This window comes from Nesterenkonia sp. K-15-9-6 (assembly GCF_052656005.1).
Window position 1 is genome coordinate 1 of record NZ_JBQYEY010000038.1, and the last position, 20,537, is coordinate 20,537.

The following is a 20,537-nucleotide window of genomic DNA, read 5'->3' on the forward strand; positions in this document are numbered from 1 at the left end:
GCCCCTCCCCCTGGTGATCCAGGGGGAGGGGCCGACGTCGTCTGCGGGGTACGTGTGGGAAGGCGGGTCAGGGGACCAGCAGCAGCTTGCCCGTGGTCCTGCGGTTCTCGAGGTCGTCATGGGCACGGCCGGCCTCGGCCAGGGGGTAGCTTCCGCCGATGCTCAGGGTCAGGTCCCCGGAGGTCAGCGCCTTGAAGAGCTCGGAGAACCGCCAGGCGCGCTCCTCGGCGTTGCGGAGGTACCACTGCAGTGATGGGCGGGTCACGAACAGCCCTCCGCGGCGGTTGAGCTCCTGGAGGTCGAAGGGCGGGACCTGGCCGGAGGCCCCGCCGAAGAGCACCAGGGTGCCGCGCACGCCCAGGCTCTCCAGGGAGCCGGTGAAGGTGTCGCGGCCGACGCCGTCGTAGACCACCGAGACGCCTTCGCCCTTGGTGATCTCGCGGACCTCGTCGGCGAAGGTGTCGTAGCTCAGCACGTAGTCCGCGCCGGCGGCCTGGGCGATCTCCGCCTTCTCGGCAGTGGAGGTGGTGGTGATCACCCGGGCGCCCTTGGCCTTGAGCAGCTGGGTGAGGATCTGGCCGACGCCGCCGGCGCCGGCGTGGGTCAGCACGGTCTCGCCCGGCGCCACCCGGTAGGTGGAGTTGATCAGGTAGTGGGCGGTCGCGCCCTGCAGGGGGAGGGCGGCGGCCTGCTCGTCGGAGACCTCGTCGGGGACCGGGACGGCTTTGGCGGCGTCGATCAGGAAATGGGTGGCGTAGGTGCCGGTGGCCGCCTCGCTGGTGGTGACCCGTCGGCCGATCTCCAGGCCCTCGACGGACTCTCCGGCGGCGATGATGGTGCCGGTGCCCTCACCGCCGGGGACGAAGGGGTGCTCCACAGGATAGACCCCGCTGCGCTGGTAGGTCTCGATGAAGTTGACTCCCGCGGCCGCGGTCTCCACCAGCACCTGACCGGGGCCGGGCTCGGGCAGGGAGACCTCCACCGTGCTGAACACTTCAGTTCCGCCGGCCTGCTCGGTGCGCGTCACGCGTGCGGCACTGGGCAGGTCCTCGGGGAAGACGCTCTGTTCGTTCATGCGGGTCAGACTATCGAAGTCGGCTGGACATGAAGAACGAGACGCCGTCCGCACCGTCAATGCATAAATATTGATATGACTGCATACATGTGCGTAGACTGGCGGGCATGACGTACTCGATCGCTGTCTCCGGCGCTTCCGGCTATGCCGGGGGCGAAGTGCTCCGCCTGCTCGCCGGGCATCCCGAAGTCGAGATCGGCGCGGTCACCGCGCACTCCTCGGCCGGCGAGGCCCTCGGCTCCCTGCAGCCCCATCTGCGACCGCTGGCGGAGAAGACCATCGTGGAGACCACGGCCGAGAATCTCGCGGGTCATGACGTCGTCTTCCTCGCCCTGCCGCACGGGGCCAGCGGCGAGATCGCGGCCCAGCTGCCCGAGGACGTCCTCGTCATCGACGCCGCGGCCGACCACCGGCTGGAGTCAGCCGCTGCCTGGGAGGCGTTCTACGGCTCCACTCACCAGGGGACCTGGCCCTATGGCCTGCCGGAGCTTCCCGGGCAGCGCGAGAAGCTGACCGGGGCCCGCCGCATCGCCGTGCCGGGCTGCTATCCCACCACGATCCTTCTCGGCCTGGCTCCGGCCTTCGCCGCAGGCCTGGTCGAGCCGACCGACGTCGTCGTCGTCGCCGCCACCGGGACCTCCGGGGCCGGGAAGTCGCTGAAGCCCCATCTGCTGGGATCCGAGGTCATGGGCGGGATGAGCCCCTACGGAGTGGGCGGCGTGCACCGCCACACCCCGGAGATCGAGCAGGGACTCAGCGCCGTGGCCGGCACTGGGGTGCAGGTCTCGTTCACCCCGACGCTGGCCCCTATGGCCCGCGGCATCCTGGCCACCTCCACCGCTCGGATCGCCGACGGCGCCACGGCCTCGGCCCTGCGGGAGGCCTATGCCGCCCGCTACGACGACGAGCCCTTCGTCCATCTGCTGCCGGAGGGGCAGTGGCCTGCGACGAAGCAGGTGGTCGGGTCCAACCACGTCACCGTCCAGCTCGCCGTCGACGAACGCGCAGGACGGCTGATCGTGGTCTCGGCCAGCGACAACCTCACCAAGGGCACCGCCGGCGGTGCCGTCCAGTCCATGAACCTCGCCCTGGGCCTCGATGAGACCCTCGGGCTGAACCTGTTGGGAGTCTCCCCATGAGCGTCACCGCAGCCGCCGGCTTCACCGCCGCAGGCGTCACCGCCGGTCTGAAGAGCGCCGGACGCGACCTCGCCCTCGTGGTCAACACCGGTCCGCAGCGCCACGCCGCGGCCGTGTTCACGAGCAACCGGGTCGCCGCCGCGCCCGTGCTGTGGTCCCGACAGGCCGTCAGCGACGGCCGGGCGGACGCCGTCGTGCTCAACTCCGGAGGCGCCAACGCCTGCACCGGGCCGGAGGGCTTCGCCGACACCCACCACACCGCTGAACGGGTGGCTCAGGCCCTGGACATCTCCGCCCAGGACGTGCTGGTCTGCTCCACCGGGCTGATCGGGGAGCGGCTGGACATGGACGCTCTGCTGCCCGCCGTGGATGCGGCCGCCGCGGCCCTGACCGATGACGACGGCGCGGCCGCCGCCGCTGCCGAGGCGATCCGCACCACCGACACCGTCTCCAAGACGGCCCAGTCCGGCGGGACCGGCTTCGTCGTCGGCGGCATGGCCAAAGGGGCCGGCATGCTCGCCCCCGGCATGGCCACCATGCTCGCGGTGCTCACCACCGACGCCGTGATCACCCAGCCGGATCTGGACGCCGCACTGCGCGAGGCAGTGCGGGTCAGCTTCAACCGGGCCGACTCGGACGGCTGCATGTCCACCAACGACACCGTGGTCGCCCTGGCCTCCGGCGCACACCCTGAGGCTGACGCCTCCGGCGTGGACCTCAGAGAGTTCCAAGCGGCGCTCACCGAGGTCTGCCGTGACCTCGCCGCGCAGCTCATCGCCGATGCCGAGGGCGCGCATCACGAGATCGCCATCACCACGATCCATGCCGCCAACGAGGACGAGGCTGAGACCGCCGGACGCGCGGTGGCCCGGTCCAACCTCTTCAAGACCGCGATCTTCGGCCGGGACCCCAACTGGGGGCGCATCCTCTCCGCCGTGGGCACCACCGATGTGGCCTTCGACCCGGCCACAATCGACGTCGCCGTCAACGGCGTGTGGATCTGCCGCGGCGGCGGGATCGGGGAGGACCGCTCCCTGGTGGACCTCAGCGGACGCCAGGTGGAGATCACCATCGACCTGAAGTCCGGGGACGCCGAGGCCACCATCCTCACCAACGACCTCACGCACGACTACGTCCACGAGAACAGCGCCTACTCCAGCTGAGCCGATCCACCTGAGGGGAACCCGTGATCGAGAAGACCACCAGCCTGCAGCCCCGCGAGCGGGACCCGCGGGCCGACGCCGGCGCCAAGGCCGCCACGCTCATCGAGGCGCTGCCCTGGATCCAGAAGTTCGCCGGCGAGACCATCGTGATCAAGTACGGCGGCAACGCCATGGTCGACGATGAGCTGCGTCGTGCCTTCGCCGAGGACGTGGTCTTCCTGCGCCACGTGGGGGTCAACCCGGTGGTGGTCCACGGCGGCGGCCCGCAGATCAACGCCATGCTGGAGACCGTCGGCGTGGAGTCCGAGTTCCGGGCCGGCTACCGGGTCACGACGCCGGAGGCCATGGATGTGGTGCGCATGGTGCTGACCGGCCAGGTGGGCCGGGAGCTGATCGGCCTGATCAACAGCCACGGCCCCTATGCGGTGGGCCTCTCGGGGGAGGACGCCGCCCTGCTGCGCGCCCGGCGCAAGACCGCCCACCTCGGCGGGGAGGAGATCGACCTCGGCCTGGTCGGCGAGGTCACCGGGGTCAATCCCGCCGCCGTGGAGGATCTGCTCGCGGCCAAGCGCATCCCGGTGATCTCCACCGTCGCCCCGGAGTTCGACGACGCCGGTCAGCCCACCGGCGAGGTGCTCAACGTCAATGCGGATCTGGCGGCCGCCGCCGTGGCCTCCGCCCTGGGAGCCGCCAAGCTGGTCATGCTCACCGATGTGGAGGGCCTCTACGCTGACTGGCCGGACCGGTCGTCGCTGATCTCCTCGCTGTCCGCCTCCGACCTGCGCGCCATGCTGCCGGAGCTGCAGTCCGGGATGATCCCGAAGATGACCGCCGCACTCACCGCCGTGGACGGCGGGGTCCCGAGGGCTCACATCGTCGACGGCCGCGCCCCCCATTCGATGCTGCTGGAGATCGTCACCACCGAGGGCGTCGGCACCCAGGTGGTCCCGGACGAGGAGGTCACCCCATGACCGCGCCGCATCAGCCGAGCAGCCACCAGCCGAGCGCTCACCGTCCGACCACGGAGGAGCTCACCACCTCCGCCCTGGCCGAGGCGCAGCCCGACCAGGCCCTGCTGGAGCGCTACCAAGAGTCCCTGCTGGGCGTCTTCGGGACCCCGCAGCGGGTCCTGGTGCGCGGCTCCGGAGCCACCGTGTGGGACGCGGACGGACGAGAGTACCTGGACCTGCTGGCCGGGATCGCGGTCAACGCGCTGGGCCACGCCCACCCGCTGATCACCTCCGTGGTGGCCAGCCAGTCGGCCACCCTGGGGCACATCTCCAACTTCTTCACCAGTCCCACCCAGGTCGCCCTGGCCGAGAAGCTTCTGCAGCTGTCTGCGGCACCCGAGGGCTCCAAGGTGTTCTTCACCAACTCCGGCACCGAGTCCAACGAGGCCGCCTTCAAGCTCGCCCGACGGCATGGCGGGGCGGACCGTCCGCGCATCATCGCGCTGGAGGACGGCTTCCACGGTCGCTCCATGGGAGCCCTGGCGCTGACCTGGAAGCCCGCCCATCGGGAACCCTTCGAACCGCTGCCGGACGGCGTCGAGTGGGTGCCCGCCGGTGACGTGGAGGCGCTGCGCCAGGCGGTCGACCCCACGGTGGCCGCCGTCGTCGTCGAAGCCGTCCAGGGAGAGGCCGGGGTCCGCGGGATGCCGGAGGGGTACCTCCAGGCCGTCCGGGAGATCACCCGGGAGGCCGGCGCGCTGATGATCGTCGACGAAGTCCAGACCGGGGTGGGCCGCACCGGGGAGTGGTTCGCGTCCACCGACGCGCGGCCCGACGCCATGACGCTGGCCAAGGGCCTCGGCGGCGGATTCCCCATCGGTGCCATGATCACCTTCGGCGAGCAGGTCAGCGGGCTGCTCTCCGCCGGACAGCACGGCACCACCTTCGGTGGGAACCCGGTGGCGACGGCGGCGGCGCTGGCGACCATCCACGCCCTGGAGTCCGGGGACGTCCTGCAGAACGTGCGTCGGGTCGGCGCGGCGACGGCGGCGGCTCTGGAGCAGCTGGAGCTGGTCACCGAGGTCCGGGCCCATGGCCTGCTGATCGGCTTCGACGTCGACGGCGGCGATCGTGGGGACGACGGCGGCCCCGCCCTCGCCCCAGCGATGGTGTCGGCCGCGCTGGAAGCCGGCTTCATCATCAACGCCCCGGGACCGCACACGCTGCGGCTCGCCCCGCCGCTGACCATCACCGAGACCCAGATGATGCGCTTCGTGGACGCCTTGCCCGGGATCCACCGCGCTGCGAAGGAGACCCTATGACCCGCCACTTCCTCACCGACCTGGACCTCAGCCCGGGGGAGCTGGGCCGGGTCCTGACCCTGGCAGCGGCCATGAAGGCCGCCCCCTACGCGATCACACCGCTGGCGGGACCGCAGACCGCGGCCGTCTACTTCGACAAGACGTCCACCCGGACCCGGATCTCCTTCGCTGCAGGCATCTCCGCCCTCGGTGGGGCGCCGCTGATCATCAATCCGGGGGAGTCCCAGCTGGGCCACAAGGAGTCGATCAGCGACACCGCGAAGGTCCTGGAGCGCATGGTCTCGCTGATCATCTGGCGCACCTATGAGCAGTCCGGTCTGGAGGAGATGGCCGCCCACAGTCGCGTGCCGGTCATCAACGCGCTCTCCGACGACTATCACCCCTGCCAGCTGCTGGCGGACCTGCTCACGGTCCGAGAGCATCTGGGCGAGCTGACGGGGCGCTCCCTGGCGTATCTGGGGGATGCGGCGAACAACATGGCCAACTCGTACCTGCTGGCCGGAGTCAACGCCGGCATGGATGTGCGCATCGCCGGACCCGAGGGATACCTGCCGGCCGAGGAGATCGTCTCCGCCGCCCGCGTGCGGGCCGCGGAGACCGGCGGCTCGGTGACCATCACCACCGAGGCCTCCGAGGCGCTGGCCGGGGCCGACGTCGTGGCCACCGACACCTGGATCTCCATGGGGCAGGAGGACGAGAAGGAGCAGCGGCTGCAGCTCTTCGGCGACTATCGGGTCGATGCGGCCGCGCTGGCGCAGGCGGCCGAGGGCGCGATCGTGCTGCACTGCCTGCCGGCGTATCGGGAGGCTGAGATCAGCGCCGAGGTGATCGACGGCCCGCAGTCGGTGGTCTGGGACGAGGCGGAGAACCGGCTGCACGCGCAGAAGGCCCTCATGGCCTGGCTGCTGGTGGAGTCGGGCCTGGCCGACGAGGAGACGGTGGCGCTGGTGCGTGCCGGCGAGCGTGGCGAGGAGCTGCCGCGACGATGAGCACGCAGAGCACTCCCACCACCAAGACGGCCCGGCATGCCAAGATCCGGGAGCTGATCACCCGTGGCACCGTCAGGTCGCAGGGCGAGCTGGTGGAGCAGCTCGCCGAGGAGGGAGTGCGGGTGACGCAGGGGACGCTGTCCCGGGACCTGGTGGAGATCGGCGCCGCAAGGGTGCGCGGAGCCGACGGGGCGCTCATCTACGCCGTCCCCGCCGAAGGCCATGAGCGTGAGTTCCAGGCGGATCAGACGGAGGCCACCACGCTGGCCCGTCTGGTGGGTCTCTGCCGGGACCTGCTGGTCTCGGCGGAGGCCAGCGCCAACCTGGTCATCCTCAGGACGCCGCCGGGGGCCGCGCAGTTCCTGGCCAGCGCGGTCGACCATGCCGGTCTCCGGGACGTGCTGGGCACCATCGCCGGGGATGACACCATCATGCTGGTCACCGCCGGGCCGCAGAGCGGTCCGGCGCTCGCGGAACGCTTCCGCGCCTTCGCGGAAGGGCGGGACCCTGAAGCGGACGACGCTTCCTGACCCGCGACACTGCATCTCCGCATCGCGGAATATGCTCTCCGTTCTGGATCGTCGCGTGTGATACTGGTCTCGTCGGTCGCTCCGCAGACCCTGGCGGGGGCTCGGCCGACGACCTCGACCAGGAGCACAGGATGACGACGAACCCGATCCGGATCACCGTCAACGCTCGTGAGCGGGTGCAGGCGGCGCCCGCTCGGATGAGCCTGCTGGACTGGCTGCGCGGGCTCGGACTGACCGGCGCGAAGGAGGGCTGCGCCGAGGGAGAGTGCGGCGCCTGCGCCGTGTTGGTGGCCCGTCCCGACGGCGACGCCTCCGTCCGGTGGACTGCGGTCAACTCCTGCCTGCCGCCGGCGGCGGCTCTCGACGGCCAAGAGATCGTCACCGCGGAAGGCCTTGCCGACGGGGCGGACGGCCTCCACCCCGTCCAGCAGGAGATGGCGCAGCGCGGGGGCTCCCAATGCGGTTACTGCACCCCCGGATTCATCTGCTCGATGGCCGCCGAGTTCTACCGGCCTGAGCGGCGGGTCACCGGCGACGACGATGCTGGCGAGGGCGACGACGGTTCGTCCGGCGTCTCCGCGCCCTGCGGCGACTCGCACGGCCCGAACGGCTTCGATCTGCACGCCCTGAGCGGCAACCTGTGCCGCTGCACCGGCTACCGGCCCATCCGGGACGCCGCCTACGCGCTGGGTCGTCCGCACCCTGAAGACCCCCTGGCGCGCCGCCGTGCCTCCGCCGCACCTGCGGCCGCGACGACGTCGGTGGCCGCCGAGGACGGCTGGTTCCTCCGTCCGGCGACCCTGGCGGAGGCCCTGGGCCGGCTCGCCCAGGACCCTGAGACGGTGGTGATCGCCGGCGCCACCGACCTCGGAGTGGAGCGGAACATCCGGCACGCCCGCCCTCACAGCCTGCTGGCGATCGACCATCTGCCCGAACTGCAGGCGATCACCTGGGCGGATGACGCCGTCGAGATCGGAGCGGCCGCGACCCTCTCAGAGATCGAGCGCACCGTCTCCGGCCGCGTCCCGCTGGTGGCCCAGCTGCTCCCGCAGTTCGCCTCCCGGCTGATCAGGAACAGCGCCACCCTCGGCGGCAACCTGGGCACGGCCTCACCCATCGGCGACGCCGCCCCGGCACTGCTCGCCTTGGATGCGGAGCTGGACATGGTCTCGGCCGAGGGGCGGCGGACGGTCCCGCTGAAGGACTTCTTCACCGGGTATCGGCAGACCGTGCGGACGGCCGGGGAGCTCATCCGGGCGGTGCGGATCCCCCTGCCTCTGCAGCCGCACACCGCATTCCACAAGATCGCCAAGCGGCGGTTCGACGACATCTCCTCCGTGGCCGTGGCCTACGCCTTGACGCTGCGCGACGGGCACGTCGACGACGTCCGCATCGGACTCGGCGGGGTGGCCGCCACGCCGCTGCGTGCGCTGGCCGCAGAGGACGCCCTGCGCGGCCGGGAGTGGACGCCCGCGACCGTCGACGAGGCGGCGTCGGTCCTGCGGGCCGAGGGCACGCCGATGGACGATCTGCGGGCCAGTGCGGACTACCGCGCCGAGATGCTCGCGCAGAGCCTGCACCGGTTCCTCGTCGAGCGGGAGGACCCCGAGGATCGTCCCGAGGAGCACGTGACGGAGGAGACGAGGCCATGACGTCGCAGACCGACCCCCAGACCCGGTCCGAGTCTCCGTCCGAGCACCGCGGCGTCGGCGCCGCCGAACCGCATGAGAGCGCGGCCTTGCACGTGACGGGAGCAGCCCAGTACACCGATGACATCGCCGTCCGCGATCCGCGGACCCTGCACGCCTGGCCCGTCCAGGCCCCGCATGCCCATGCTCGTGTGCTGGCCCTGGACACCGTGGGTGCCCGGGCCCTCGACGGCGTCGTGGAGGTGCTCACGGCCGAGCACGTCCCCGGCATCAACGACGCCGGGGTGAAGGGTGACGAACCGCTGTTCCCTCAGGAGGTCATGTACCACGGGCACGCCGTGTGCTGGGTGCTGGGCGAGACCCAGGAGGCCGCCCGGCGGGGTGCCGACGCCGTCGTCGTAGATTACGAACCCCTGGACGCGCTGATCACCCTGGACGAGGCGATCGCCGCGGAGAGTTTCCAGGGCCGGCAGCCGGTGCTGCGCCGCGGCGATGCCGGCACCGGTCTCGCGGAGGCGCCCCACCGCTTCTCGGGGTCGTTCTCCTTCGGCGGCCAGGAGCACTTCTACCTGGAGACCCACGCCTCCTTCGCCCTGGTGGACGAGGCCGGGCAGGTGATGGTCCACAGCTCCACCCAGCACCCCACCGAGACGCAGGAGATCGTGGCCCACGTGCTGGGGGTCGCGTCCCATGAGGTGACGGTGCAGGCGCTGAGGATGGGCGGAGGCTTCGGCGGCAAGGAGATGCAGCCCCACGGTCTGGCCGCGGTCGCCGCGCTCGGAGCGGTGCGCACGGGCCGACCGGTCCGGGTGCGCCTGACCCGCACCCAGGACATCACGATGACCGGCAAACGCCACCCCTTCGCCGCGCAGTGGGAGGTGGGCTTCGACGACGCCGGCAACCTCCGGGCGCTGAAAGCGGTCATCACCTCGGACGGCGGGTGGTCCCTGGACCTCTCCGAGCCGGTGCTCTCGCGCGCCCTGTGCCACCTCGACAACGCTTATCTCATCCCGGCCGTGGAGGTCCTGGGCCGGATCGCGAAGACGCATAAGACCTCGCAGACCGCCTTCCGCGGATTCGGAGGGCCGCAGGGGATGCTCATCATCGAGGACATCCTGGGGCGGTGCGCGCCCCTGCTGGGGCTGTCGCCCGATGAGCTGCGGCGCCGCAACCTCTACCGCCCCGGAGACGTCACTCCCTATGGGCAGCCCGTGCGGCACGCCGAACGTCTCGGCGACATCTGGGACCAGCTGGAGGATCGCGCCGACGTCGTGGCCCGACGTCGGCAGGTGGAGGAGTTCAACGCCCGGCATGGCCACCGGAAGCGCGGACTGGCGCTGACCCCGGTGAAGTTCGGGATCTCCTTCAACTTCACCGCCTTCAACCAGGCCGGCGCCCTGGTGCACGTCTACAAGGACGGCTCGGTGCTCATCAACCACGGTGGCACGGAGATGGGCCAGGGGCTGCACACCAAGATGAGGCAGGTGGCGGCCACGGCTCTGGGCGTGCCGCTGGAGCAGGTGCGTCTGGCCCCGACCCGCACGGACAAGGTGCCCAACACCTCCGCCACTGCGGCCAGCTCGGGCGCGGACCTCAACGGCGGAGCGGTGAGGAACGCGTGCGAGCAGATCAGCCAGAGGCTGGCGGAGGTGGCCGCTCGGCGGCTCGGGGTCCACTCCCATGACGTCCGATTCTCCGACGGCGAGGTCCGGGGGCTGGGGACCGAGCCGGTGAGCTTCGGAGACGTCGTGCGGGACGCCTATCTGCAGCGGGTCCAGCTCTTCGCCGCCGGCTACCACCGCACCGAGGGCATCCACTGGGACCCGGTGGCGATGCGAGGCGAACCGTTCAAGTACTTCGCCTACGGTGCGGCCGTCAGCGAGGTCGAGGTGGACGGCTTCACCGGAGCCCACCGGCTGCTCCGCACCGACATCCTCCACGACGTCGGCGATTCGCTGTCCCCGCTGATCGATGTGGGCCAGATCGAGGGCGGCTTCGTCCAGGGCGTCGGGTGGCTGACCCTGGAGGACCTCCGGTGGGACGAAGGCGACTCGCCGGGACGCGGCCGGGTGCTCTCTCAGGCGGCGAGCACCTATAAGCTCCCCAGCTTCTCGGAGATGCCGGAGGAGTTCACGGTGCATCTCTACGAACGCGCGACCGAGCCCGGAGTGGTGTACGGATCCAAGGCGGTGGGGGAGCCTCCCCTCATGCTGGCCTTCAGCGTCCGGGAGGCGCTGCGGTCCGCGGTGGCCGCCTTCGGCCCCGGCGGTTCCTCGGTGGAGCTGCCCAGTCCGGCCACCCCGGAGGCGGTGTTCTGGGCGCTGCGGCGTGCCCGGGAGGCGGCAGGGGACGAGGCGGCGCGGGATGAGGCGGCGCGGGATGAGGCCGCAGAACCGGTGAGCGGCGGCTGACGGTGGAGCTGACGGGTGACTGGCATGAGGCGCTGGGCCGGCTGCGGGCTCGGGGCCGGGTGGGCGTGCTCGTCACCGTGCTGAGCACCCGCGGTCACGCCCCGCGGGAGGCGGGCGCCAAGATGGTCGTCGCCGCGGACGGCTCCTGGGACAGCATCGGGGGAGGGAATCTCGAGCAGACCGCCATCGAACATGCCCGGTCCCTGCTGGCCCCGGGGTCGGAGAGCCCCCAGATCCTGGAACTCTCCCTGACCGAGCATGCGCCTGCCGTCCACGGGCGTCAGTGCTGCGGGGGGCAGGTCTCGCTGCTCTTCGAACGGATCGGTGCGCCGCCGGTCGTGGCGATCTTCGGGGTCGGCCACGTGGGCCTGGAGACGGCGCGGATGTTCTCTCGCCTCTCCGTGATCCTGCACCTGGTGGACAGCCGCGAGGACCAGGTGGGCCGGGCCCACGCCCTGGACCTGACGGAGTCTCGGGCCCAGGTGGAGGTCCACCACGCCCCGGCACCGGAGACGGTGATGGCGCAGCTGCCCGCGGGGGCCCACGTGCTGATCATGACCCATGACCATGCCGAGGACCTGTTCCTGTGTGAGGCCGCCCTGGGGCGGGAGGATCTCGGCTACGCGGGGCTGATCGGATCACGGGCGAAATGGGCTCGGTTCCGTCGTCGGCTGCAGGCGAGCGGGTACGCCGAGGAGCACCTCGACCGCATCACCTGCCCCATCGGGCTCGCTGAGGTGCCCGGCAAGGACCCGGTGAGCATCGCGGTCAGCGTCGTGGCGGACTATCTGCGCCGTGGGTCCGTCGGAGCTCCTGGGGGAGCGAACGCATGACGATCTATCGGGCGCAGGTGGTGGATACTCCAGGGGAGCTGGGGGACCCTGACGCGTTGCGGGCGGACCAGGACTGCGCCCTGGTCGTCGAGGACGGGGTGATCATCGCCCGGACCGGGCTCGACGTGGCCATCGCCGACCATCCCGGTCACGAGGTCGTGGATCTGCGCGACGGCGTTCTGCTGCCCGGCCTGGTGGACACCCATGTCCACTTCCCTCAGATCCGCGTCATCGGCGGGCTCGGGATGCCCTTGTTGGAGTGGCTCGACCAGTGGGCGCTGCCCGAGGAGGAGAGGTTGGCCGAGGCGACGCATGCCCAGGCGGTGGCCGAGGCCTTCCTCTCCTCGGTGGTGCGGTCCGGGACGACGTCGGCGCTGGTCTTCGGCTCCCACTTCCCGGCGGCGATGGACGTGCTCTTCACGCAGGCGGAGCGGATCGGACTGCGGATGACCTCCGGCCTGGTGGTCAGCGACCGTCTCCTCCCGGAGAGTCTGCTGGTCACCCCGGAGAGGGCTCTGGAGGCCGGCCGGACCCTGGCGGGGCGATGGCATGGCCGCGGACGGCTGCGCTATGCGGTCACGCCGCGGTTCTCGCTCTCGGCGAGCCAGGAGATGCTGCGATCGTGCGGCGAGCTGCTCGCCGCGGGAGCGGGCACCGAGCCGGGTGACGAGGGTCTCTGGTTCACCTCGCATGTCAATGAGAACCCGGCGGAGATCGCTGCCGTGCGGGAGCTGTTTCCAGAGGCCCGGGACTACGTGGACACCTATGATCAAGCCGGGCTGCTGAGCTCTCGTGCGGTGCTGGCCCATGATGTGCATCCCACGGAGGAGGAGCTGGTCATCCTCGGGGAGCGGGGTGCAGCGGTGGCCCACTGCCCGACGTCGAACTTCTCCCTCGGCAGCGGCCTGTTCCCCTGGCGGCGGCATCGGGACGCGGGCGTGCCGGTCGCGCTGGGCACCGATGTCGGCGCCGGGGCGGGGTTCTTCCTGGTGGCCGAGGGTCTGCAGGCCTATTTCGGGCAGCGTCTGCTCGGTGCTGCGGGCTTGGACCTGAGTCCTTCGGACCTGCTGCATCTGGTGACACGTTCCGGCGCCCAGGCGCTGGGACTGGCCGAGGAGATCGGGGATCTGTCGGTGGGACGCGCGTTCGACGCGGTGCTGGTGCGGCCCCAGACGGGCGGGACGCTGGCGCAGGTCCTGCCCTACGCCCGTGATGCGCAGGATGTGGTGGCGAAGATCTTCTCGCTGGGCTCGGCGGCGGATGTGGCCGGTGTCTGGATCGGCGGGGATCCCGCGGGCTGACGAGGTCGGGTCACCCGCCGGAGCGGTTCCCCCGGTGCTCGTCGAGCACGGCACGCATCGCCTCGAGACCGAACATCTCGATGGCCGCATAGGCGTTCTGGCCCTCGTGGCGGGGGTCCGCGCCGGCGTCGAGCAGCAGGCGCACCGTCTCCTCGTTCTGCAGGAACACCGCACAGGTCAGGGCGGACTGGCCGCGGTCGTTGAGCCGGTCGACGTCGGCGTCCCGGTCGAGCAGGCCCTTCACCAGGGAGACGTGGTTGTTGTAGGTGGCCAGGATCAGCAGCGTGTCGCCCTTGGCGTTGGCCAGGTTGACCGGGATCCCCTGGTCGATGAGGCCGAGCAGCTCTTCGCCACGGCCCTGCCGCGCGAGGTCGAACATGGAGTTGAGGAACTCCAGCTGCTCGTCGGTCAGCTCGGGGACGTCGCCGGTGTCCTGGGGCTGTCCGGCGGCGGGGGAGGAGTCGTGTGGCATGGCCCGAGTGTATCGGAGGCCGGGCCGGCGACGGCGGCGTGTCATGTCGTCCGAGGTCATCGACGCCGTCGCGTATGCTGGGTTATTGCAATTCATTCGCAATAACTAGGAAGGTCGCTCCATGACCACCCCTCCAGCGCAGGCCCTCGACACCCTCGTGATCGGGGCGGGCCCCGCCGGCATCGGATGCGCCCTCGCCCTCGACGCCGTCGACGGACTGACCGTCGGCGTCGTGGACCGCGGCCAGATCGGCGAGACCTTCCGGCGATGGCCGCAGGAGCAGCGATTCCTCACCCCGTCCTTCACCGGCAACGGCTACGGGTCCACGGATCTGAATTCCGTGCACCCGGAGACCTCTCCCGCCTTCAGCCTCGGTGTGGACTATCCCGACGGGCGCGGCTACGCGAAGTACCTGCGCGGTGTCGCCCGGGTCTTCGAGGTGCCGGCAGCCCCGGAGTGCGAGGTCACCTCGCTGCGGCAGGACGACGGCGGCTTCGTCGCCACCACCCCGCACGGGCCCGTCCCGGCGCGGACGGTGGTCTGGGCCGGTGGGGAGTTCCAGGACCCCGCCGTGCCACAGATGGCGGGGAAGGGCACGCTGGTCCACACCTCCCGCCAAGAGGCCTGGGAGCCCAGGCAGGGTCGCCTCGTGGTGCTCGGCGGCTACGAGTCCGGCCTCGACGTCGCCTGCCACCATGCCGAGGCCGGCGCGGAGGTCACCGTGCTCGATGCTGACCATCCCTGGGACGCCGGCGAAGGGTCCGATCCGTCCTTCCGCCTGGCGCCGCGCACCAGGATGCGGCTGGCTCGCGCCCAGCAGGTCGGTCGACTCCGCCTGCTGGCCCAGCATGCCTCGTCGGTGGCCCGCGACGGAGACCGCTGGTGGGTCTCCCTCAGCGACGGCACCGTGCTGGAGGCCGACTCGGCACCCCTGGCGGGCACCGGGTTCGGTCCTGGTCTCGGGCCCGCGGCGCATCTGTTCGACCGCAGGGAGGACGGCTGGCCCCTGGTGGATGCTGACGATCAGTCCACCCGAGCCCCCGGACTCTTCCTCGCCGGAGCGGCACTGCGTCACGGGCCGCAGCGCTTCTGCTTCATCTACAAGTTCCGGCAGCGCTTCGCCCATGTCGCCCGCGTGATCGGCGAGTCGCTCGGGAAGGACTGCACGGCCCTCGAGGCCTGGCGTCAAGCCGGCATGCTCGCCGAGGACGTCGAGTCCTGCGGGGCCGAATGCGCGTGCTGAGTCCTTCGCCGCCCGGGCTGTTCCTGCTGGCGATCGCCGTCGGTCTGCTGCTGGGGCTGACCGGCTCGGACGCCGCCTGGGCGGAGCATGCGACGGATCCGCTGATCATGCTGCTGCTCGGCCTGGTCTTCCTGGAGCTGCGTGTCGGAGGGACGAGGGCGCTGCTGCGCTCGCGCCGTGCCGCCGTGCCGCCGTGCCGCCGTGGTGGCGCTGGTGCTCAACATGCTCGTGCTGCCGGCGGGCGCCCTGGGGCTGGTGACGCTGCTGGTGCCCGACAGCGAGGCGGTGCGTCTGGGTCTGCTGATCCATCTGCTGTTCCCCTGCACGGACTGGTTCCTCGGGTTCACCCGGGTGGCCGGTGGGAACGCTGTGCTGGGGGCGGCGATGATCCCGGTCTCCCTGGTGCTGCAGCTGCTCCTCTATCCGGTGTGGATCTCGCTGGTCACCGGGCGCAGCCTCCCTGGGGTGATGGAGGTGCTGTGGCCGGCTGTCACAGACGGCCTGCTGATTCCGGCCGCAGCGGCGGTGCTGGTGCGCCTGCTGGTCGGGCGGGCGGCTGGCCGTGACGCGCTCGCCGCCGTTCAGCGCGCCGGAGGTGCGGCCCTGCCCTGGGTGATCGCCGCGCTGATCCTGGTGCTCTTCGCCGCCGGGGCGTCGGAGGCGGTCCTGGCGCCGTGGGTCTTCGTCCAGGTGCTGATCGTGGTCGCCCTGTCCTTCGCGCTCAGCATGGGGCTCGCTGTGGCCGTGTCGCGGCGTGCCGCGTTGGCCGAGCCGGACCTGATCCTGGTCATCTTCACGACGGCGGCTCGGAATGCGCCGCTGATGCTGGCCGTCACGGCCCTGGTGCTGGGCGAGGACCCCGTGGTGACTGCGGTGATCGTGCTCGGCATGCTGCTGGAGTTCCCGCATCTGGCGGCGGTGTCATGGTGGATGCGCCGGCGTCGTCGCAGGGATCGTCGTCGGAGTCGGAGGCTCGGTGTCGCGGAGCCGCTGACGACGGCGTCCTGAGGCGATAGCCTGCCAGGGAGACGGCGGTTCCCCGAGCGCCACTGCGTGAGTATGCAATGGACTGAATATTTATGTAGACTCCTCGGTGAGCCGACCACCACACCTCCCTGGCCGCCCAGGGACGACATGCAAGGAGCTGGACCCGTGACCGATCGCATCGTTCTCGCCTACTCGGGCGGCCTCGACACCTCAGTGGCCATCGGCTGGATCGCCGAGGCGACCGGCTCCGAGGTCGTCGCCGTCGCCGTCGACGTCGGACAGGGCGGAGAGTCCCTGGAGACCGTCCGCCAGCGCGCCCTGGACTGCGGCGCCGTCGAGGCCTACGTGGCCGACGCTCGCGACGAGTTCGCCGAGCAGTACTGCATGCCCACGCTGAAGGCCAACGGGCTGTACATGGACGCCTACCCGCTGGTCTCGGCCATCTCGCGACCGGTGATCTCGAAGCACCTCGTCGCCGCCGCTCAGCAGTTCGGGGCCTCCACTGTCGCCCACGGCTGCACCGGCAAGGGGAACGACCAGGTGCGCTTCGAGGTCTCCATCCAGACGCTCGGCCCGGAGCTGAAGTGCATCGCCCCGGTCCGCGACCTCGCCCTGACCCGGGAGAAGGCCATCGAGTACGCGGAGAAGAACGACCTGCCGATCGAGACCACGAAGAAGAACCCCTTCTCCATCGACCAGAACGTCTGGGGACGGGCCGTGGAGACGGGCTTCCTGGAGGACATCTGGAACGGCCCCACCAAGGACGTCTACGACTACACCGAGGACCCGGCCTTCCCGCCGGCGGCCGACGTCGTGACCATCACCTTCGATCAGGGCGTGCCGGTGGCCCTCGACGGACGCAGCGTGACCCCGCTGGAGACCATCGAGGAGCTCAACCGCCGCGCCGGCGCCCAGGGCATCGGGCGGATCGACATCGTGGAGGACCGGCTGGTGGGCATCAAGTCGAGGGAGATCTATGAGGCGCCGGGCGCGATGGCCCTGATGGCCGCCCACCGGGAGCTGGAGAACATCACCCTGGAGCGTGAGCAGGCGCGGTTCAAGAAGACGGTCGATCAGCGGTGGACCGAGCTGGTCTATGACGGCCAGTGGTTCTCGCCGTTGAAGAACAACCTCGACGTCTTCATCGACGAGACCCAGAAGTACGTCTCCGGGGAGATCCGCCTGGAGCTCCACGGCGGCCGCGCCACGGTGCAGGGTCGGCGCTCCGAGACCTCCCTGTACGACTTCAACCTCGCCACCTACGACGAAGGCGACTCCTTCGACCAGTCGTCGGCGCCCGGATTCATCGACATCTTCGGGCTGTCCGCCCGGACGGCCTCGCAGCGCGAGGAGCGGATCCACGGCAAGCCCGACCTCTCCGGCGCCGGCGTCGAGAAGTGAGCGCGGCCGGCATGGGAACGGAGTCGACCAGCCAGACGCACGGCACCAACGAGGGCTCCCTGTGGGGTGGGCGCTTCGCCTCCGGGCCGGCCGATGTGATGGCGGCGCTGAGCAAGTCCACGCATTTCGACTGGAAGCTCGCCCCCTATGACATCGCCGGATCCCGGGCGCACGCCCGAGTGCTGCACCGGGCGGGGCTGCTGACCGAGTCCGAGCTGGAGGGGATGCTCTCGGCGCTGGACGCCCTCGCCGAGGACGTCCGCTCCGGGGCCTTCACCCCCGCGGAGTCCGACGAGGACGTCCACGGGGCGCTGGAGCGCGGGCTGCTGGAGCGGGCGGGCCAGGAGCTCGGCGGCAAGCTGCGCGCCGGACGGTCGAGGAATGATCAGATCGCCACGATGGTGCGCATGTACCTGCGGGATCAGGTCGCGGTCATCTCATCCGGCGTCCTCGACGTCGTCGAGGCCCTGGTCTCCCAGGCGCGGCGGCACCCGACGGCGCCGATGCCGGGCCGCACCCATCTGCAGCATGCGCAGCCGGTGCTGCTGGCCCATCATCTGCTCGCCCATGCGTGGCCGCTGCTGCGCGACGTCGACCGTCTGGCGGACCTGGACCGTCGTCTGGCGCGTTCCCCGTACGGCTCCGGAGCGCTGGCCGGCTCCTCGCTGGGTCTGGACCCGGCGCAGGTGGCCGCCGAGCTGGGCTTCGACGGGCCGACGGAGAACTCCATCGACGGCACCGCCTCGCGGGACCTGGTGGCGGAGTTCACCTGGGTGACCGCGATGATCGGGGTGGACCTCTCCCGGATCAGCGAGGAGGTCATCTTCTGGGCCACCAAGGAGTTCGGCTTCGTCACGCTCGACGACGCGTACTCCACGGGCAGCTCGATCATGCCGCAGAAGAAGAACCCGGACATCGCGGAGCTGGCCCGCGGCAAGGCCGGCCGGCTCATCGGTGACCTCACCGGTCTGCTGGCGACGCTCAAGGCGCTGCCGCTGGCCTACAACCGGGATCTGCAGGAGGACAAGGAGCCGGCCTTCGACGCCGTCGACACCCTCGAGCTGCTCCTTCCGGCGGTCTCCGGGATGATCGCCACGCTCGAGTTCCACCCCGAGCGACTCGCCGAGTTGGCCCCGCAGGGGTTCTCCCTGGCCACGGACGTCGCGGAGTGGCTGGTCCGGCAGGGTGTGCCGTTCCGGGTGGCCCATGAGGTGGCCGGAGAATGTGTGCGGGCCTGTGAGCAGCATGCGCCCGTCAAGGAGCTGCACGAGCTCACCGATGAGGAGCTGGCCGCCATCCACCCGGCTCTCACGCCCGAGGTGCGTCACGTGCTCAGCGTGGAGGGCTCCCTGGCCTCCCGTGACGCCGTTGGCGGCACCGCTCCGGTGCGGGTCGCCGAGCAGCTCGAGGCGGCCGCCGCCGAGTCGGCACGGCGCCGCGCGGCGCTGGGAGGCTGAGCATCGGCGGTCGGCGCGACGCAGATGACTGAGATGGCCTCCGGACGCTCGATCTCAGATCCCACGACGCAGCGCAGGCGGCGGCCCCGACTCCTCGGGGCGGCCGCCTGCGTCGTCGTGCTCCTGACCTCCTGCGGGGGAGCTCCGGAGGAGCCTGACGATCAGACGTCCGCCGAGCTGCCGGAGGCTCCGGTCCAGCGGCAGGCCCCGTTCTCCGCGCAGGCGCGTGAGGCGGCCTCGCTGGCGGATCTTCCCGTGCGCGAGATCGCCGACCCGGACTGGGTCGCCGCGACGGCCGAGTCGGAGGAGATTCCGCCGCGCGCGCTGGAGGCCTATGCGGGTGCCGCCCTGCGGCAGCGTGCCGAGAGGCCCGGATGCGGTCTGGGCTGGAACACCCTGGCGGGGATCGGGCAGGTGGAGTCCCTGCACGGCACCTACGCAGGCTCGAGCCTGGAGGCAGACGGCACGGCCTCACCGCCGATCATCGGCATCGCCCTGGACGGCGGTGAGGGTGTGGCGGAGATCCGGGACACCGACGGCGGCGAGCTCGACGGCGACGATGAGTGGGACAGAGCCGTCGGACCGATGCAGTTCATCCCGACCACCTGGGGGCTCTACGCTCAGGACGGCTCTGCCGGGGCACGCGAAGAGGGCCCGGACCCGCAGAACATCGATGACGCCGCGCTGACCGCCGCGGTCTATCTGTGTGAGCGTGGTGGGCCGCTGACGCAGGATGAGGGTTTCGCCACCGCGGTGGGGGCCTACAACCGCTCAATGCCCTACATCAATGACGTCGCCCGGTGGGCTGAGCGGTACGCGGGGGCGTTCTGAACGGGCTCCTTCTGAGGGTGGCGAGCCCGTCGCCCCGGCTCACCAGCTCGAAGCCGGCCGGCGCCGCCTCCGCGGCGAGCGCGGCCTGTGTGACGGGCTGCCATCGGCTCACAGCCTCCACGCTGCGCAGCACCGTGCCGCCGTCGCGGACCTCGTAGCGCTGCACTAGGCCGTCCGGCTGGGGGAGGAAGCGCGCCACGTAGTCCAGTCCGCCGAGGCGCCGATGCTGCTCCACGGACCGACCCGACGGCGGTGCGAGGTGCCGGTCGGCGGTGACGAGTCCGGACGCTCCGGGCGCCATACGCTGTTCCAGCTGCGCGAACATCTCCCGGCGCTGGTGGCCGCTGAGGTAGCCCAGCATATGCGTGCAGAGGAAGCCGTCGATGGGCCCGGTGAGCTGGGCGAAGGCCGCGGGTGCAGGTTCGGCGATGATGCGGACGCGCCCGGCCAGGTCCTCGTCGGTCGAGATCCTGGTCAGCAGGCCGGCCCGCATCATGGCCGAAGGCTCGACGGCGGCGATGCGGCCGTCGAACACCCGGGACAGGGCGTCGACTCCCAGCCCCGTGCCGGCGCCGATGTCCATCACCACGGCGCTGTCTCCCAGCTCTCCGAAGAGCTCCTGGAGAACAGGCCTGATGGGGCTCCACGTCTCCTCGCTCAGGAAGAGATCATGGAGCTCACCGATGAGCTCGTACTCGTCGAGTTGGGACCTAGGGCATGTCTGACAAATGTGCGGTCCAGGCGATCACCGCGTTGAGGACGACAGCAGCGCGATAGGTCAGCG

The 20,537-nt window shown here is 71.0% G+C and carries 18 protein-coding genes; 15 read left to right on the forward strand and 3 right to left on the reverse strand.

From position 1 onward, the window contains the following. Positions 1-67: 67 nt before the first annotated feature. The gene (locus SD455_RS15820) at positions 68-1,075 is read right to left on the reverse strand and encodes a quinone oxidoreductase family protein (RefSeq protein WP_445508672.1); all 1,008 of its coding nucleotides are present in this window, start codon (positions 1,073-1,075) and stop codon (positions 68-70) included. A 107-nt stretch (positions 1,076-1,182) separates the two neighbouring features. On the opposite strand from SD455_RS15820, the gene argC reads away from it, so the two are divergent. The 10 genes from argC to SD455_RS15870 all read left to right on the forward strand — a co-directional run bounded on the left by argC (position 1,183) and on the right by SD455_RS15870 (position 13,362). Beyond that, a complete protein-coding gene (gene argC / locus SD455_RS15825; protein WP_445508673.1) occupies positions 1,183-2,214 on the forward strand; it encodes an N-acetyl-gamma-glutamyl-phosphate reductase in 1,032 nt (343 codons plus the stop codon). Next, a complete protein-coding gene (gene argJ, locus SD455_RS15830; protein ID WP_445508674.1) occupies positions 2,211-3,377 on the forward strand; it encodes a bifunctional glutamate N-acetyltransferase/amino-acid acetyltransferase ArgJ in 1,167 nt (388 codons plus the stop codon). Before argC ends, argJ begins: the two co-directional genes overlap by 4 nt. Positions 3,378-3,403: 26 nt before the next feature. Then, entirely contained in the window at positions 3,404-4,348 is a 945-nt protein-coding gene (gene argB, locus SD455_RS15835; RefSeq protein WP_396954382.1) for an acetylglutamate kinase, read from the forward strand. Further along, positions 4,345-5,649 carry an acetylornithine transaminase gene (locus tag SD455_RS15840; protein ID WP_083277362.1) on the forward strand — a complete coding sequence of 435 codons (1,305 nt, stop codon included), beginning with the start codon at positions 4,345-4,347 and terminating at the stop codon, positions 5,647-5,649. Before argB ends, SD455_RS15840 begins: the two co-directional genes overlap by 4 nt. Further along, the gene (gene argF / locus SD455_RS15845; RefSeq protein ID WP_445508675.1) at positions 5,646-6,638 is read left to right on the forward strand and encodes an ornithine carbamoyltransferase; all 993 of its coding nucleotides are present in this window, start codon (positions 5,646-5,648) and stop codon (positions 6,636-6,638) included. Before SD455_RS15840 ends, argF begins: the two co-directional genes overlap by 4 nt. Beyond that, positions 6,635-7,168, forward strand: a complete 534-nt coding sequence (locus tag SD455_RS15850; protein ID WP_445508676.1) for an arginine repressor — start codon at positions 6,635-6,637, stop codon at positions 7,166-7,168. Before argF ends, SD455_RS15850 begins: the two co-directional genes overlap by 4 nt. Before the next feature lie 131 nt (positions 7,169-7,299). After that, positions 7,300-8,820, forward strand: coding sequence for a xanthine dehydrogenase small subunit (locus SD455_RS15855; RefSeq protein WP_445508677.1), 1,521 nt, complete (start codon positions 7,300-7,302; stop codon positions 8,818-8,820). Next, the gene (gene xdhB / locus SD455_RS15860; protein ID WP_445508678.1) at positions 8,817-11,228 is read left to right on the forward strand and encodes a xanthine dehydrogenase molybdopterin binding subunit; all 2,412 of its coding nucleotides are present in this window, start codon (positions 8,817-8,819) and stop codon (positions 11,226-11,228) included. The genes SD455_RS15855 and xdhB overlap by 4 nt, the downstream gene beginning before the upstream one ends. A 2-nt stretch (positions 11,229-11,230) precedes the next feature. Next, the gene (gene xdhC, locus SD455_RS15865) at positions 11,231-12,061 is read left to right on the forward strand and encodes a xanthine dehydrogenase accessory protein XdhC (protein ID WP_445508679.1); all 831 of its coding nucleotides are present in this window, start codon (positions 11,231-11,233) and stop codon (positions 12,059-12,061) included. Then, positions 12,058-13,362 carry a guanine deaminase gene (locus tag SD455_RS15870; RefSeq protein WP_445508680.1) on the forward strand — a complete coding sequence of 435 codons (1,305 nt, stop codon included), beginning with the start codon at positions 12,058-12,060 and terminating at the stop codon, positions 13,360-13,362. The genes xdhC and SD455_RS15870 overlap by 4 nt, the downstream gene beginning before the upstream one ends. 10 nt (positions 13,363-13,372) lie before the next feature. On the opposite strand, the gene SD455_RS15875 is transcribed toward SD455_RS15870, so the two are convergent. Then, positions 13,373-13,834 carry an ankyrin repeat domain-containing protein gene (locus tag SD455_RS15875; protein WP_445508681.1) on the reverse strand — a complete coding sequence of 154 codons (462 nt, stop codon included), beginning with the start codon at positions 13,832-13,834 and terminating at the stop codon, positions 13,373-13,375. Between the two features lie 121 nt (positions 13,835-13,955). Between SD455_RS15875 and SD455_RS15880 the strand changes: the two genes are divergently transcribed. The 5 genes from SD455_RS15880 (at position 13,956) to SD455_RS15900 (ending at position 19,753) form a co-directional block, all read left to right on the forward strand. After that, complete coding sequence (locus SD455_RS15880) at positions 13,956-15,077, forward strand: NAD(P)/FAD-dependent oxidoreductase (protein WP_445508682.1); 1,122 nt, start codon at positions 13,956-13,958, stop codon at positions 15,075-15,077. 177 nt (positions 15,078-15,254) lie between these two features. Next, positions 15,255-16,085 (forward strand): arsenic resistance protein, encoded by an 831-nt coding sequence (locus SD455_RS15885; protein ID WP_445508683.1) that lies wholly within the window; start codon positions 15,255-15,257, stop codon positions 16,083-16,085. Positions 16,086-16,229: 144 nt separating this feature from the next. After that, a complete protein-coding gene (locus SD455_RS15890; RefSeq protein WP_070159150.1) occupies positions 16,230-17,465 on the forward strand; it encodes an argininosuccinate synthase in 1,236 nt (411 codons plus the stop codon). Between the two features lie 11 nt (positions 17,466-17,476). After that, entirely contained in the window at positions 17,477-18,922 is a 1,446-nt protein-coding gene (gene argH, locus SD455_RS15895) for an argininosuccinate lyase (RefSeq protein WP_311026157.1), read from the forward strand. Positions 18,923-18,946: 24 nt separating this feature from the next. Continuing rightward, complete coding sequence (locus tag SD455_RS15900) at positions 18,947-19,753, forward strand: lytic transglycosylase domain-containing protein (RefSeq protein ID WP_139827709.1); 807 nt, start codon at positions 18,947-18,949, stop codon at positions 19,751-19,753. Here the strand turns inward: SD455_RS15900 and SD455_RS15905 are convergent. Then, a complete protein-coding gene (locus SD455_RS15905; RefSeq protein WP_445508684.1) occupies positions 19,707-20,483 on the reverse strand; it encodes a class I SAM-dependent methyltransferase in 777 nt (258 codons plus the stop codon). The genes SD455_RS15900 and SD455_RS15905 overlap by 47 nt on opposite strands. Positions 20,484-20,537: the final 54 nt, after the last annotated feature.